Origin of the sequence: Bacillus sp. UNCCL81 (assembly GCF_900112535.1) — a bacterium.
GTDB classification, from domain to species: Bacteria; Bacillota; Bacilli; order Bacillales; family Bacillaceae_G; genus Gottfriedia; species Gottfriedia luciferensis_B.
Window position 1 is genome coordinate 498247 of the sequence record NZ_FOMF01000003.1, and the last position, 14251, is coordinate 512497.

Below are 14251 nucleotides of genomic sequence, written 5' to 3' on the forward strand. Positions count from 1 at the left end.
ATATGAAAATGAAGAAAATCAGCTTACTTGGAGCAACTGGTTCAATCGGTATACAAACACTCGATATTATTAGAAATCAATCAAATGATTTTGAATTAGTCGCGTGTTCAGCTGGGAGAAATATTGATGAATTATATAAGATTATTTTAGAATTTAAACCAAAACTAGTTTCAGTTGCTGGTAAAGAAGAAGCTGAAAAACTGACGAGCTTAGGTATCCCTTCACAAATCAAAGTTTTATATGGTGAAGAAGGCCTTATCGAAGTTGCCGTTCATGAAGACAGTACAATACTTGTAAACGCTGTTGTTGGAAGTGTAGGTTTAGTTCCAACTATGAAAGCCATCCAAAATGGTAAAACAATCGCACTAGCGAATAAAGAGACATTAGTTACAGCAGGTCATATTGTAATGGCTGAAGCAGAAAAATATGGTGTCTCAATTTTACCAGTAGATAGTGAGCATTCAGCAATCTATCAATGTTTAAATGGTGAAAACCCAAATGAAATACATAAATTAATCATTACAGCTTCAGGTGGTAGCTTCAGAGATAAAACAAGAGATCAATTAAAGGATGTTACTATTGAAGATGCGCTAAATCATCCAAATTGGTCAATGGGAGCAAAGATTACAATTGATTCAGCTACGATGATGAATAAAGGATTAGAAGTAATTGAAGCACATTGGCTATTTAATATGCCATATGAAAAAATTGATGTAGTACTTCATAGAGAAAGTGTTATACACTCTATGATTGAATTCGATGACGGAAGTGTAATGGCACAATTAGGAACACCTGATATGAGGGTACCAATCGCATATGCACTGAACTATCCTTCAAGAAAACCAATTACTAATCATAAGCCATTAGATTTGATTAAATTTGGGACACTTCATTTTGAGGAGATGGATTTTAACAGGTTTAAATGTTTGGATTATGCTTACCAAGCTGGTAAAGTTGGCGGTAGTTTACCAACTGTATTAAATGCAGCAAATGAAGAAGCGGTAGCTGCTTTTTTACAGAATAAAATATCATTCTTACAAATTGAGAATTTAATAGAAAACGCTCTTGAAAAACACAATGTAATAAGTAAACCTTCATTAGAAGAAATTCGTAACATTGATGAACAAACAAGACAATTCGTTTCATCACTAATAAAGTAAGGGTGGTAATTAGATGAATACAGTTATAGCGTTTGTTGTAATTTTTGGCGCACTTGTATTTTTTCATGAACTAGGACATCTATATTTTGCAAAACGTGCTGGTATATTATGTAGAGAATTTGCAATTGGGTTTGGTCCAAAGGTTTTCTCATTTTATCGAAATGAAACTACATACACAATAAGATTATTGCCGCTTGGTGGTTATGTTCGTTACGCTGGAGAAGATCCAGAAATGGTACAAGTAAAGCCTGGATCACATATCGGTTTACAATTTAACTCAATCGGGGAAGTTACTAAAATTGTAGTTGATCAGTTTGATCGTTTCCAAGATCTTCGTTTTGTTGAAGTTGATTCAATAGATTTAGAACATAAGTTAGAAATCATTGGTACTGAAGAAGGAACAGAAGGCGTTTCAAAATTCAATGTAAATGAAAAAGCGTTCATTTATAGTGAAGGACAAGGTCATCAAATTGCTCCGTATAACCGACAATTTAATAGTAAATCAGTTGGAAAAAGAGCGATTGCTATTTTTGCAGGACCAATGATGAATTTTGTTTTAGCTTTAGTGATTTTTATCTTATTGGGATTACTTCAAGGAACTCCAGTAAATGATGCTAAAATTGGTGAATTACTTCCAAAAGGTCCAGCACAAACTGCTGGTCTAAAAGAAGGCGACATTGTTTTATCAATTGATAATAAAGATGTTTCAAAGTGGGCAGAAGTCGTTAAAATTGTAAGAGAAAGCCCAAGTAAAGAATTATTATTTAAAGTAAAAAGAGATAACAAAGTTATTTCGATTCCAATTACTCCAAAATCAGAAACAATCGACCATAAAGTAAATGGTTTAATCGGTGTATATGCACCTGTTGAAAAAAATGTTTTTTCTTCGGTTAAATATGGTATAACTGAAACAATTGGATGGACAAAAGAAATTGTATTAGCAGTTGGGCATTTAGTATCTGGTCAATTCTCAATCAATAATCTTTCAGGTCCAGTTGGTATTTATCAGGTAACAGATCAAGCTGCACAATCAGGTATTTTCTACTTAATGAAATGGGCAGCGTTTTTAAGTATCAACCTTGGTATTATGAATTTATTACCATTACCGGCTCTTGATGGAGGAAGACTAACATTTTTTGCAATAGAAGCATTAAGAGGTCGACCAATAGATCGCCAAAAAGAAGGTGTCGTTCACTTTATTGGTTTTGCGCTTTTAATGTTATTAATGATCATCGTAACTTGGAACGATATTAAAAGATTTTTCTTATAAGAAGCTCTGTTTAATTTAATCGTGTAATTTCATGAATTTTGTTTAAAGAATCCGCGACTTACTTGTTTATAAAACGGGCTTAATGACATATTGTTTGTCAATTAGCCCGTTTTAAGTGGGAGCGGATTCTTAACTTACAAAGGCCTTTTATAGAAATAGCTTTTAAAACAATTATTTTTAAAATAATTTATAAAAAAAGAATATAAGAATAAAAGAAAAATATGAGGTGAATCCTTTTGAAACAAAGTATCGTATATAGTCCAACTCTTCGTGAAGTACCATCAGATGCAGATATAAAAAGCCATCAATTATTATTAAGAGCAGGATTTATTAGACAAAATGCATCTGGTATATATAGTTTCTTACCTTTAGGCAATAAAGTTCTTCAAAAAGTAGCAAATATTGTTCGAGAAGAAATGAATAATGCTGGTGCGATGGAAATGTTAATGCCATCAATGCAAGCGCAAGAATTATGGGAAGAATCAGGTCGTTGGGATAATTTTGGTCCAGAACTAATGCGTTTAAGAGATCGTCACGGTAGAGGATTTGCATTAGGAGCAACTCATGAAGAAGTTGTTACTTCCATTATTCGCGATGAATTAAAATCATATAAAAAATTACCGATTACACTTTATCAAGTACAATCAAAATTCCGTGATGAAAAACGCCCTCGTTTTGGACTACTTCGCGGTCGTGAATTTTTAATGAAGGATGCTTATTCTTTCCATGCATCACAAGAAAGCTTGGATGAAGTATATGATCGTTTATTTACGGCTTATAGTAACGTATTTACTCGTTGTGGTTTAAATTTCAGAGCGGTTGTTGCTGATTCAGGAGCAATGGGTGGAAAAGATACGCATGAATTCATGGTGTTATCTGACATTGGTGAAGATACAATCGCATTTTCAAATGAATCTAGCTATGCAGCAAATATTGAAATGGCACCAGTTGTTGCGAATTACGAACCATCTGATGAGAAATTAGAAGAAGTTCAAAAAGTAGAAACGCCAAATCAAAAAACAATCGATGAAGTAATTGAATTCTTAAACTTACCGATTGAAAAAAGCATTAAATCAATTATTTTCAAGGCAGATGAAAGTTTTGTATTAGTGCTTGCTCGTGGTGACCATGAAATCAACGATATTAAATTAAAGAATTATTTAGGTGCACATTCAGTTGAGCTTGCTTCTAAAGAAGAAGTAAAAGAACTAATGAACTGTGAAATAGGATCACTAGGTCCAATTGGAGTAAAATCAGATTTATTAGTATTAGCAGATAATGCAATTAAAGGTATTGTAAATGGTTGCTGTGGGGCAAATGAAGAAGGTTATCATTACATTAACGTAACTGTAAATAGAGACTATGATGTTAAAGATTTCGTAGACTTAAGATTTATTCAAGAAGGTGACTTATCACCAGATGGTAAAGGAACTATTTCATTCGCAAAAGGTATTGAAGTAGGTCATGTATTTAAATTAGGTACAAAATATTCTGAGTCTATGAATGCAACATTCCTTGATGAAAATGGAAAATCGAATCCAATCATTATGGGATGCTATGGTATTGGTGTATCTCGTACATTAGCTGCAATTGTAGAGCAATATAATGACGAGAAAGGGATTGTCTGGCCTAAAAACCTAGCTCCTTTTGATGTACATGTTATTACTGTAAATACAAAGAATGAAGAGCAAGTAAATTTAGCTGACGATATTTATAAAACGTTAAAAGAGATTGGACAAGATGTATTATTAGATGACCGAAATGAACGTGTAGGTGTAAAATTTGCAGACGCAGATCTTTTCGGAATTCCTGTACGTGTAGTTGTTGGTAAAAAAGCTGCAGAAGGAATTGTAGAACTTAAAACTAGAGATGGACAAGTTAGTAAAGAAGTAGAAATTTCTAACCTTGTGAATGAAATAAATATGTTAAAATAAAATAAAAGTGGAAGCGACACCTTACGGTAATCGCACACAAATAAAAAGTACCTCTTATTTATGTGGAGGTACTTTCGATTTTTTTACACATATACTGCAATTTATATAATAAGGTTGGTGAAAAAATGGGACAAACACGTCAGGAGCGGTTTCAGCTATTATTAGATCAGCTCCAATTTCCTGAAGATATGCGAGATTTGTATTTTAAAAATGGGGAAATCGTAAATCTTGAAGTAAATAAAAGCGAAAAAAAATGGCAGTTTACTTTTAAAATAGATAATGTTTTACCTTTTGCAACGTTTCAAGTTTTTGTAACAAGTTTATTAAGGACTTTTAAACATATAGCAGATGTTTCAGTCGTTATTAATACGGAAAATCCAAAAATAGAAGAACAAAAAGTAATTGATTATTGGTCATTTATGATTCAATCTGTTGAATCGAAATCACCTATATTACAACATATTGAATCTGCTCTACCTTCAGTTGAAAATAATAAAGTAATGATCCATTTAAATAGTCTAATTGAAGAAAATGCTTTTACAAATCGATACGTTCCTCAGCTGCAAGATTTATATCAAAAAGTAGGTTTTCCTAAGCTGTTTTTTGAGAATACGATTAAAGACAATGTTGAAGAAAAAACTGAGTTTCTTGAGAAAAAAGCTGAAGAAGATCGCAAGCGAGCGATGGAAGTACTTGTTGAATTAGAAAAGAAAGAGGCTGCTGAAGAAGCTGAAGGAGATGAGCCCTCAGGTCCTCTTGTCGTTGGATATTATATTAAGGAAACTGAAATTAATACAATCTCGTCAATCATTGAAGAAGAAAAACGAGTTGTTCTGCAAGGATATGTATTCGATTCTGAAATTCGTGAACTTAAGAGCGGCCGTGTCTTAATTACCTTTAAAATTACCGATTACACGAGCTCAATACTAGTTAAAATGTTCTCTAGAGATAAAGAAGATATCCCGATGTTAAATAAAATTAAAAAGGGTATGTGGGTAAAAGTTAGAGGATCCGTACAAAACGATACATTTGTACGTGATTTAGTCATGATTGCAAATGATATAAATGAAATTACCCCAGATGAACGCAAGGACGAAGCTCCAGAAGGAGAGCGTAGAATTGAGTTACATGCCCATACACATATGAGCCAAATGGATTCAGTTGTTTCAGCAGGTGATTTAGTCAAACAAGCAGGTAAGTTTGGACATGAAGCAATTGCAATAACGGATCATGCGGTTGTTCAATCCTTCCCTGAAGCATTTGGAGCTGGGAAAAAACACGGTGTGAAAATACTATATGGCGTTGAAATAAATCTAGTAAATGATGGTGTACCAACAGCATATAATCCATCTCATATTTCATTAGAGGAAGCAACCTATGTTGTATTTGACGTAGAGACAACAGGTCTTTCTGCGGTTTATGATACGATCATCGAGTTAGCTGCTGTAAAGATTCATAAAGGTGAAATCATTGACCGATTTGAACGATTTGCAAATCCACATCATCCACTATCTGCAACTACGATTGAATTGACGGGAATTACTGATGAAATGGTAAGAGATGCCCCAAATGTTGATGTGGTACTTCGTGAGTTTAAAGAGTGGATGGGTGACGATATACTAGTAGCTCATAATGCTTCATTTGATATGGGCTTTATTCAAATGGGCTTTAAAAAATATGAAATTGGTATTACAAATAATGGTGTAATTGATACGCTTGAGTTAGCTAGAACTTTGTATCCGGATTTTAAAAACTTTCGATTAAATACACTGTGTAAAAAATTCGATATTAACTTAACACAACATCATAGAGCGATTTACGATGCTGAGGCCACTGGCTTCTTACTTCTAAAAATGCTGAAAGATGCAGCAGAGCAGGATATGTATTATCATGACGAGCTAAATAATAACATGGGGAAAGGCGATGCTTATAAACGAGCAAGACCATCACATGCAACTCTTTTAGCTACGAATGAAACTGGACTAAAAAACTTGTTTAAAATTGTTTCATATTCTCATATCCATTATCATCATCGAGTTGCAAGGGTTCCTAGATCATTATTAGTGAAACATCGCGAAGGTATATTAGTTGGATCTGCATGTGATAAAGGTGAAGTTTTTGAGGCAAGTGTTCAAAAATCTCCTGAAGAAGCAGAAAAGCTAATGGAGTTTTATGATTATATCGAAGTAATGCCGCCAGAGACACTTTTACATTTAGTAGAATTAGAAATTGTTCGAAATGAACAACATTTAAGAGAAGTTATTTCAAAGCTTGTTAAAATGGCTGAAAAGGTAGAAAAAATTGTAGTTGGTACTGGTAACGTTCACCACTTACAAAAAGAAGATCAAATTTATCGCAAAATATTAGTTGGGTCTCAAGGTGGAGCAAATCCATTAAATCGACATCGATTACCAGATGTTCATTTTAGAACAACTAATGAGATGCTATCTGCCTTCGCCTTTTTAGGAGAAGAAAAAGCAAAAGAAATAGTCGTTACAAATACGCAAAAAATTGCTAGTTTAATTGAAGATATTAAGCCAATTAAGGATGACTTATATACTCCAAAAATTGAAGGTGCTGAAGATGAAGTTCGCGATATGAGCTATCAAATGGCAAGATCTATTTACGGAGAGCAATTACCAGAAATTGTAGAAGCCCGTCTTGAAAAAGAGTTAAAGAGTATTATTGGACATGGTTTTGCCGTAATTTACTTGATTTCGCATAAACTTGTAAAAAAATCATTAGATGATGGGTATCTAGTAGGTTCAAGGGGATCTGTAGGATCATCATTAGTAGCGACCATGACAGAAATTACAGAAGTAAATCCTTTACCACCACATTACGTCTGTCCAAATTGTAAGCATTCTGAGTTTTTCAATGATGGATCAGTAGGTTCTGGATTCGATTTACCGAACAAAGATTGTCCGGAATGTGGTACTGCATATAAAAAAGATGGTCATGATATTCCTTTCGAAACCTTCCTTGGATTTAAAGGAGATAAGGTTCCTGATATCGATTTGAATTTCAGCGGTGAATATCAACCAACTGCTCATAATTATACAAAGGTACTTTTTGGTGAGGACTATGTCTATCGTGCAGGTACAATTGGTACTGTAGCTGATAAAACAGCATACGGTTATGTAAGAGGTTATGCAAATGATCATAATTTAAATTTACGTGGTGCTGAATATGATCGATTAGCTATGGGATGTACAGGTGTAAAAAGAACAACTGGACAACATCCAGGTGGAATTATAGTAGTTCCAGATTATATGGACATTTATGATTTTTCACCGATTCAGTTCCCAGCTGATGATGTAAAGTCTGAATGGAAAACGACACATTTTGATTTCCATTCAATTCATGATAATTTATTAAAACTTGATATATTAGGACACGATGATCCAACGGTTATCCGTATGCTTCAAGACTTAAGTGGAATCGATCCAAAAACGATTCCAACTGATGACCCTGAAGTAATGAAGATATTTGCAGGACCTGAGTCGTTAGGGGTAACTGAACAGCAGATACTCTGTAAAACAGGTACTTATGGAATTCCAGAGTTTGGTACTAAGTTTGTACGTCAAATGTTAGAAGATACAAAGCCATCTACATTTTCTGAACTTGTTCAAATATCTGGTTTGTCACATGGTACAGATGTATGGTTAGGAAATGCATCTGAATTAATAAACAGCGGGACTTGTACACTTTCTGAAGTAATTGGTTGTCGTGACGACATCATGGTTTATTTAATCTATCAAGGATTAGAGCCTTCATTAGCATTTAAAATAATGGAATCTGTTCGTAAAGGTAAAGGTGTACCAGCAGAGTGGGAAGAAGAAATGAGAAATAATAAAGTACCTGCTTGGTATATTGATTCTTGTAAAAAAATTAAGTACATGTTCCCTAAAGCGCATGCCGCTGCTTACGTATTAATGGCAGTACGAATTGCATATTTCAAAGTACACCATCCAATCCTTTATTATGCTGCATACTTCACAGTTCGTGCTGAAGATTTCGATATTGAAGCAATGATAGCCGGTCCAAGTGCGATTAAAGCTAAAATAGAAGAAATCGCAATAAAAGGATTAGATGCTTCAGTAAAAGAAAGAAGTTTAATGACTGTATTGGAAATTGCTTTGGAAATGTGTGAAAGAGGCTTTTCGTTTGAAAAAATGGATTTATATCGTTCAAGTGCAGATGAATTTTTAGTAAATGGGAATAAGCTAATCCCACCGTTTAATTCGATTCCAGGATTAGGAACGAATGCGGCTAAAAATATTGTTTCGTCTAGAGAAGATGGAGAATTCCTTTCGAAAGAAGACTTACAACAAAGAAGTAAAATTTCAAAAACAGTTTTAGAGTATTTAGATAAACAAGGCTGTTTACAAAACTTACCTGATCAAAACCAATTATCACTTTTCGATGGCTTTTAACAGTTTGCAAAACTTGGGAATTATGGTATAGTAGATACAGATGTAATTTAGCACGGGATTTTTCTTGAAGAGCAGGGGCAACCTGCTCTTTCTTATTACCCTTATGACCCAATTCATCTCTTGCGTAGTATGTAACTTGAATTTTAAGTTACAATAATTGCGTAAATTGGAAATACTAAAGATAATTTCCCTGCTAAATAGCAGGGAATTTTCATCTTGTAATGTTTGGAAGGAGGATACTTCTTGAGTAAGAAGGTCACAGAGGTTGTATCAGAATTAGCACAACCAATAATTGAACAACTAGGATTAGAGTTAGTTGATGTAGAATACGTAAAAGAAGGAAAAGACTGGTTCCTTCGAGTATTTATAGATAGTGAGTCTGGAATTGATTTGGAGCAATGTGCTGCAGTAAGTGAAAAACTAAGTGAAGTCTTAGATGAAAAAGATCCAATTGAAAACCTTTATTTCTTAGATGTTTCATCACCAGGTGCTGAACGTCCTTTAAAGAAAGAACAAGATTTTATAAAAGCAATTGGAAAACAAGTTTTCATTAAAACTTATGAACCAATCCTTGACGAAAAGAAATTCGAAGGGAAATTAATTTCCTATACGTCAGAGGAAGTTCAGTTAGAGTTAACAATTAAAACAAGAAAAAAAATGATGACTATTCCAACACCAAAGATCGCAAGTGCAAGACTTGCTGTTACGTTTTTCTAAGTAGGGGGTACTTTTAATGAGTTCGGAGTTATTAACAGCATTAGAAATAATTGAAAGAGAAAAAGGAATTAGTAAAGATGTAGTAATTGAAGCAATTGAAGCAGCTTTAATTTCAGCATATAAACGTAATTTTAATCAAGCACAAAATGTTCGAGTTGATTTTAACCTACATAACGGTTCAATTCGTGTTTTTGCAAGAAAAGAAGTAGTAAGCAATGTGTTTGATACACGTTTAGAAATTACAGTTGAAGAAGCACAACAACATAATCCAAACTTTATGGTGGGAGATATCATTGAATTAGAAGTTACACCTAAAGACTTTGGACGAGTTGCTGCAACTACTGCTAAACAAGTAGTAACACAAAGAGTTCGTGAAGCAGAACGCGGTGTAATTTATTCAGAATATATTGACCGCCAAGAAGATATGATGACAGGCACAGTTCAACGTATCGATTCACGCGCAATTTATGTTAACTTAGGTAAAATTGAAGCAGTACTTCCTGTAACTGAACAAATTCCAACTGAGAAATATAGAATCCATGATCGCATTAAAGTATTTGTTACAAAAGTTGAAAAAACATCAAAAGGTCCACAAATTTTTGTATCACGTACTCACCCTGGATTATTAAAGCGTTTATTTGAAACAGAAGTACCTGAAATTTATGATGGTGTTGTAGAAATACGTTCAGTAGCCCGTGAAGCAGGTGACCGTTCTAAGATTTCAGTTTATACAAGCAACCCTGATTTAGATCCAGTAGGTGCTTGTGTAGGTCAAAAAGGTCAACGTGTACAATCAATCGTTAATGAATTAAAAGGTGAAAAAATTGATATTGTTCGTTGGTCTTCAGATCCAGTTGAATTTGTTGCAAATGCATTAAGTCCATCTCAAGTTATTAGAGTTTTAGTAAATGAAGAAGAAAAAGCAACTACAGTAGTAGTACCAGATCACCAATTATCTCTTGCAATTGGAAAAAGAGGTCAAAATGCTAGATTAGCTGCCCGTTTAACTGGTTGGAAAATTGATATTAAATCACAGTCTGACGCAGATAAAATTGGTATTGACTATACATCACCAGCGCAAGAAGTAACTGTATCTAATGATGATTTCGATGCTTACGCTGACGACTTTAATGAGGAGTGAGTAAACTCATGAATCGAAAAATTCCTTTACGTAAGTGTGTTGTAACACAAGAAATGAAACCAAAAAAAGAATTAATCAGAATTGTACGTTCTAAAGAAGGTGAAGTATCCATTGATCCAAGTGGAAAAAAATCTGGTCGTGGAGCTTACTTAACAAAATCTGTTGAAGTAGTAAAACAAGCGCAGCAAAAAAATACTTTAGAACAGCAATTAAACGCTAAAATTGATGCTAGTCTATATGAAGAACTTTTAGCGTTTATTGAAAAGGAAAAAGCATGACAAATAAAGGATTGTCTTTATTAGGACTTGCAGCTAGAGCTCGTAAAGTGGTTTCAGGCGAAGAGTTAGTTGTAAAAGAAGTCCAGCAAAAAAGAGCAAAACTAGTTATTTTGTCAAAGGATGCTTCCGATTTAACCGCGAAGAAAATAAAAGACAAGACAACTTATTACAATACTCCACTTTGTTATGTTGAAAATCGCTTTGAATTAGGGCACGCTATTGGGAAAGACGCTCGAGTGGTCGTTGCAATTACTGATCAAGGATTTGCAACAAAACTTCAGACATTATTAAATTAATGGACTAATCTGGGGGTGAACGTATGACGAAAATTAGAATTTATGAGTATGCTAAAAAGCAAAATGTTTCAAGTAAGGAAATTATTGAAAGACTCAAGGATTTAAAAATCGAAGTAAAGAATCATATGGCCACAATTGCAGAGGATATTGTTGAAAAGTTAAATAAGAGTTTTCAACCAAAGTCTGTAGAGATCAAACAACCCCAAAAAGCTATGTCTAAATCTTCTTTTAAGGTAATTCCTGCATTTAATGTAGAAGCTAGTGAAGAGCTTGATTATGAAGCAGACTATCAATTAGAAGATACGAAAGAAAAATCAAAAAAGAACAGTAATAAAAAGAAAAAGACTGATAGCCAAAAGCAAAGCAGTCAAATTGAAGATCGACAAACGACAGGGATAAAGAAAGGCAACCAAAATATGAATCATAAAAATAACTCAACCGAGAACACCTCAAATAAAATAATCTTCTCAGGATCATTAAAAGTTTCTGAGCTTGCAAAAAAATTAGGTAAAGAACCATCAGAATTAATTAAAAAATTATTTATGTTAGGCATTATGGCGACAATCAACCAAGACCTTGATAAAGACACAATCGAATTATTAGCAAGTGACTACGGAGTTGAAGTTGAAGAGGAAGTTATTGTCGATGAAAATGATTTCGAAAGCTTTATTGATGAAGCTGACGATGAGGCTAATCTACAAGAACGTCCACCAGTTGTAACGATTATGGGTCACGTTGACCACGGTAAAACTACTTTACTTGACTATATTCGTAAATCAAAGGTAACTGCTGGAGAAGCAGGTGGAATTACACAACATATCGGTGCTTACCAAGTAGAAATCGAAGGAAAGAAAATTACGTTCTTAGATACGCCTGGTCACGCAGCATTTACTACTATGCGTGCACGTGGAGCACAAGTTACTGATATTACAATTATCGTTGTAGCAGCTGATGACGGTGTTATGCCTCAAACAGTTGAAGCAATCAATCACGCAAAAGCAGCAGAAGTACCTATTATTATAGCTGTGAATAAAATGGATAAAGAATCTGCAAACCCAGATCGTGTAATGCAGGAATTAACTGAACACGGTATTGTTTCTGAAGCATGGGGTGGAGACACAATCTTTGTTCCAATTTCAGCATTAAACGGTAATGGTGTTGATCAGTTACTTGAAATGATTCTTTTAGTTAGTGAAGTAGAAGAATATAAAGCTAACCCATCACGTAAAGCACTTGGTACTGTAATCGAAGCTGAATTAGATAAAGGTAAAGGTGCAGTTGCAACTTTATTAGTTCAAAATGGTACATTAAAAGTTGGAGATCCAATTGTAGTTGGTACTTCATTTGGTCGTGTACGTGCAATGGTAAATGACTTAGGTCGTCGAATTAAAGAGGCTGGTCCATCAATGCCAGTTGAAATTACTGGTTTAAATGAAGTTCCTCAAGCAGGTGACCGTTTTATGGTATTTGCTGACGAGAAACGTGCGCGTCAAGTTGGTGAAGCACGTGCTTCACAAGCAGTTATGCAACAACGTAGTGAAAGCTCAAAATTATCTCTTGAAGATTTATTTGCTCAAATTCAAGAAGGTAACGTAAAAGAAATCAATCTAATTGTTAAAGCTGACGTTCAAGGTTCTGTTGAGGCGATGGCTGCTTCATTACAAAAAATTGAAGTAGAAGGCGTAAAAGTTAAAATCATCCACACAGGCGCTGGTGCAATTACTGAGTCTGATGTAATTTTAGCTTCTGCATCTAATGCGATTATTATTGGTTTCAACGTACGTCCTGATGTAAATGCAAAACGTACTGCAGACTTAGAAAATGTAGATATTCGATTACACCGCATTATTTACAAAGCAATTGAGGAAATTGAATCTGCGATGAAAGGTATGTTAGACCCAGAGTTTGAAGAAAAAGTAATCGGTCAAGCAGAAGTTCGTCAAGTATTCAAAGTATCAAAAGTTGGTACAATTGCTGGATGTTATGTAACTGATGGAAAAATCACTCGTGACAGCGGTGTACGTTTAATTCGTGATGGTATCGTTGTATTCGAAGGTCAATTAGACACACTAAAACGTTTCAAAGATGACGTTAAAGAAGTAGCGACAAACTACGAATGTGGTATCACAATCGAGAAATACAATGATATTAAAGAAGGCGACATAATCGAAGCTTACGTAATGGAAGAAATTAAACGTAAGTAACGAAAAGTGGAGAAAGCTTGCCCAGCTCTGAAGGGAATATCTCCGGCAACTTGAAGAAGTGGTGGTTTGTCCACTTCGAAAGTAGTTGGAATATTACCGAAGAGCTAGCTTTCGGAACTAGACATAACGAAAAGTGGAAGCGACTCGCTCTGCCCCGACAAGCATAAGACAAGGACCAGATAAGGTTGGTCTTTAACCTTAACTGGTCATTGGCTTATGACCTCGAGGGGCAAGTCGCTGGAACTAGACATCATATTATTTTCTTCTAGATGATCATTTAAAACTGGAAAAAAATAATGGACTTATCACAAATGAATAAGTTCAGCATAATAAATAATTATTTATACATTTAGTTAAACTAATTGTATGAAGCACGTAATGTTTTGCTTTGTAAGATTGAGGTGAAAGTATGAAAGTTAGAGCACATCGTGTTGGGGAACAAATGAAGAAAGAACTTGGTGAGATTATTGGTAGAAAAATTAAAGATCCAAGAATCGGCTTCGTAACTGTTACTGATGTTCAAGTAACTGGTGACCTTCAACAAGCTAAAGTCTATATTTCAGTATTAGGTGACGATGAACAACGTCAAAATACATTAATTGGATTAGCGAAAGCAAAAGGATTTATTCGTTCTGAAATTGGTCAACGTATTCGTTTACGTAAGACACCAGAATTAATTTTTGAATTTGATGAATCAGTCGATTATGGTAATCGAATTGAGACATTGCTAACTCAAATTAATAAAGAGAATAACTGATAATGAATGGATAGGCGAGAGATTCGTCTATCCATTTTTCATCATGCTAAAAAATAAA

Annotated in this window: 10 protein-coding genes; all 10 read left to right on the plus strand. The window is 34.4% G+C overall.

The genetic code is table 11. The features are described 5' to 3' along the window. The first annotated feature begins 8 nt into the window (after positions 1-8). A complete protein-coding gene (gene dxr / locus BM319_RS08220; protein WP_069034507.1) occupies positions 9-1160 on the plus strand; it encodes a 1-deoxy-D-xylulose-5-phosphate reductoisomerase in 1152 nt (383 codons plus the stop codon). Between the two features lie 13 nt (positions 1161-1173). After that, positions 1174-2430, plus strand: coding sequence for an RIP metalloprotease RseP (gene rseP / locus BM319_RS08225; protein ID WP_069034506.1), 1257 nt, complete (start codon positions 1174-1176; stop codon positions 2428-2430). Between the two features lie 236 nt (positions 2431-2666). Beyond that, positions 2667-4364, plus strand: a complete 1698-nt coding sequence (locus BM319_RS08230) for a proline--tRNA ligase (RefSeq protein ID WP_069034505.1) — start codon at positions 2667-2669, stop codon at positions 4362-4364. A gap of 125 nt (positions 4365-4489) precedes the next feature. After that, a complete protein-coding gene (locus tag BM319_RS08235; protein WP_069034504.1) occupies positions 4490-8800 on the plus strand; it encodes a PolC-type DNA polymerase III in 4311 nt (1436 codons plus the stop codon). Between the two features lie 243 nt (positions 8801-9043). After that, entirely contained in the window at positions 9044-9517 is a 474-nt protein-coding gene (gene rimP, locus BM319_RS08240; RefSeq protein ID WP_025568538.1) for a ribosome maturation factor RimP, read from the plus strand. A 16-nt stretch (positions 9518-9533) separates the two neighbouring features. Then, a complete protein-coding gene (nusA, locus tag BM319_RS08245; protein ID WP_025568539.1) occupies positions 9534-10658 on the plus strand; it encodes a transcription termination factor NusA in 1125 nt (374 codons plus the stop codon). Between the two features lie 8 nt (positions 10659-10666). Beyond that, positions 10667-10936, plus strand: a complete 270-nt coding sequence (gene rnpM, locus BM319_RS08250; protein ID WP_025568540.1) for an RNase P modulator RnpM — start codon at positions 10667-10669, stop codon at positions 10934-10936. Further along, entirely contained in the window at positions 10933-11232 is a 300-nt protein-coding gene (locus tag BM319_RS08255) for a YlxQ family RNA-binding protein (protein ID WP_025568541.1), read from the plus strand. Before rnpM ends, BM319_RS08255 begins: the two co-directional genes overlap by 4 nt. A gap of 23 nt (positions 11233-11255) precedes the next feature. Continuing rightward, on the plus strand, positions 11256-13436 hold the full coding sequence (gene infB, locus BM319_RS08260; RefSeq protein ID WP_025568542.1) for a translation initiation factor IF-2: 2181 nt from the start codon (positions 11256-11258) through the stop codon (positions 13434-13436). A gap of 409 nt (positions 13437-13845) precedes the next feature. Continuing rightward, positions 13846-14193 carry a 30S ribosome-binding factor RbfA gene (gene rbfA, locus BM319_RS08265; protein WP_025568543.1) on the plus strand — a complete coding sequence of 116 codons (348 nt, stop codon included), beginning with the start codon at positions 13846-13848 and terminating at the stop codon, positions 14191-14193. The last annotated feature ends 58 nt before the right edge of the window (positions 14194-14251 follow it).

Coding starts and splice junctions, on each gene's coding strand:
- dxr (WP_069034507.1), top strand. CDS start 9: ATGAAGAAAATCAGCTTACTTGGAGCAACTGGTTCAATCGGTATACAA.
- rseP (WP_069034506.1), top strand. CDS start 1,174: ATGAATACAGTTATAGCGTTTGTTGTAATTTTTGGCGCACTTGTATTT.
- BM319_RS08235 (WP_069034504.1), top strand. CDS start 4,490: ATGGGACAAACACGTCAGGAGCGGTTTCAGCTATTATTAGATCAGCTC.
- nusA (WP_025568539.1), top strand. CDS start 9,534: ATGAGTTCGGAGTTATTAACAGCATTAGAAATAATTGAAAGAGAAAAA.
- rnpM (WP_025568540.1), top strand. CDS start 10,667: ATGAATCGAAAAATTCCTTTACGTAAGTGTGTTGTAACACAAGAAATG.
- BM319_RS08255 (WP_025568541.1), top strand. CDS start 10,933: ATGACAAATAAAGGATTGTCTTTATTAGGACTTGCAGCTAGAGCTCGT.
- infB (WP_025568542.1), top strand. CDS start 11,256: ATGACGAAAATTAGAATTTATGAGTATGCTAAAAAGCAAAATGTTTCA.
- rbfA (WP_025568543.1), top strand. CDS start 13,846: ATGAAAGTTAGAGCACATCGTGTTGGGGAACAAATGAAGAAAGAACTT.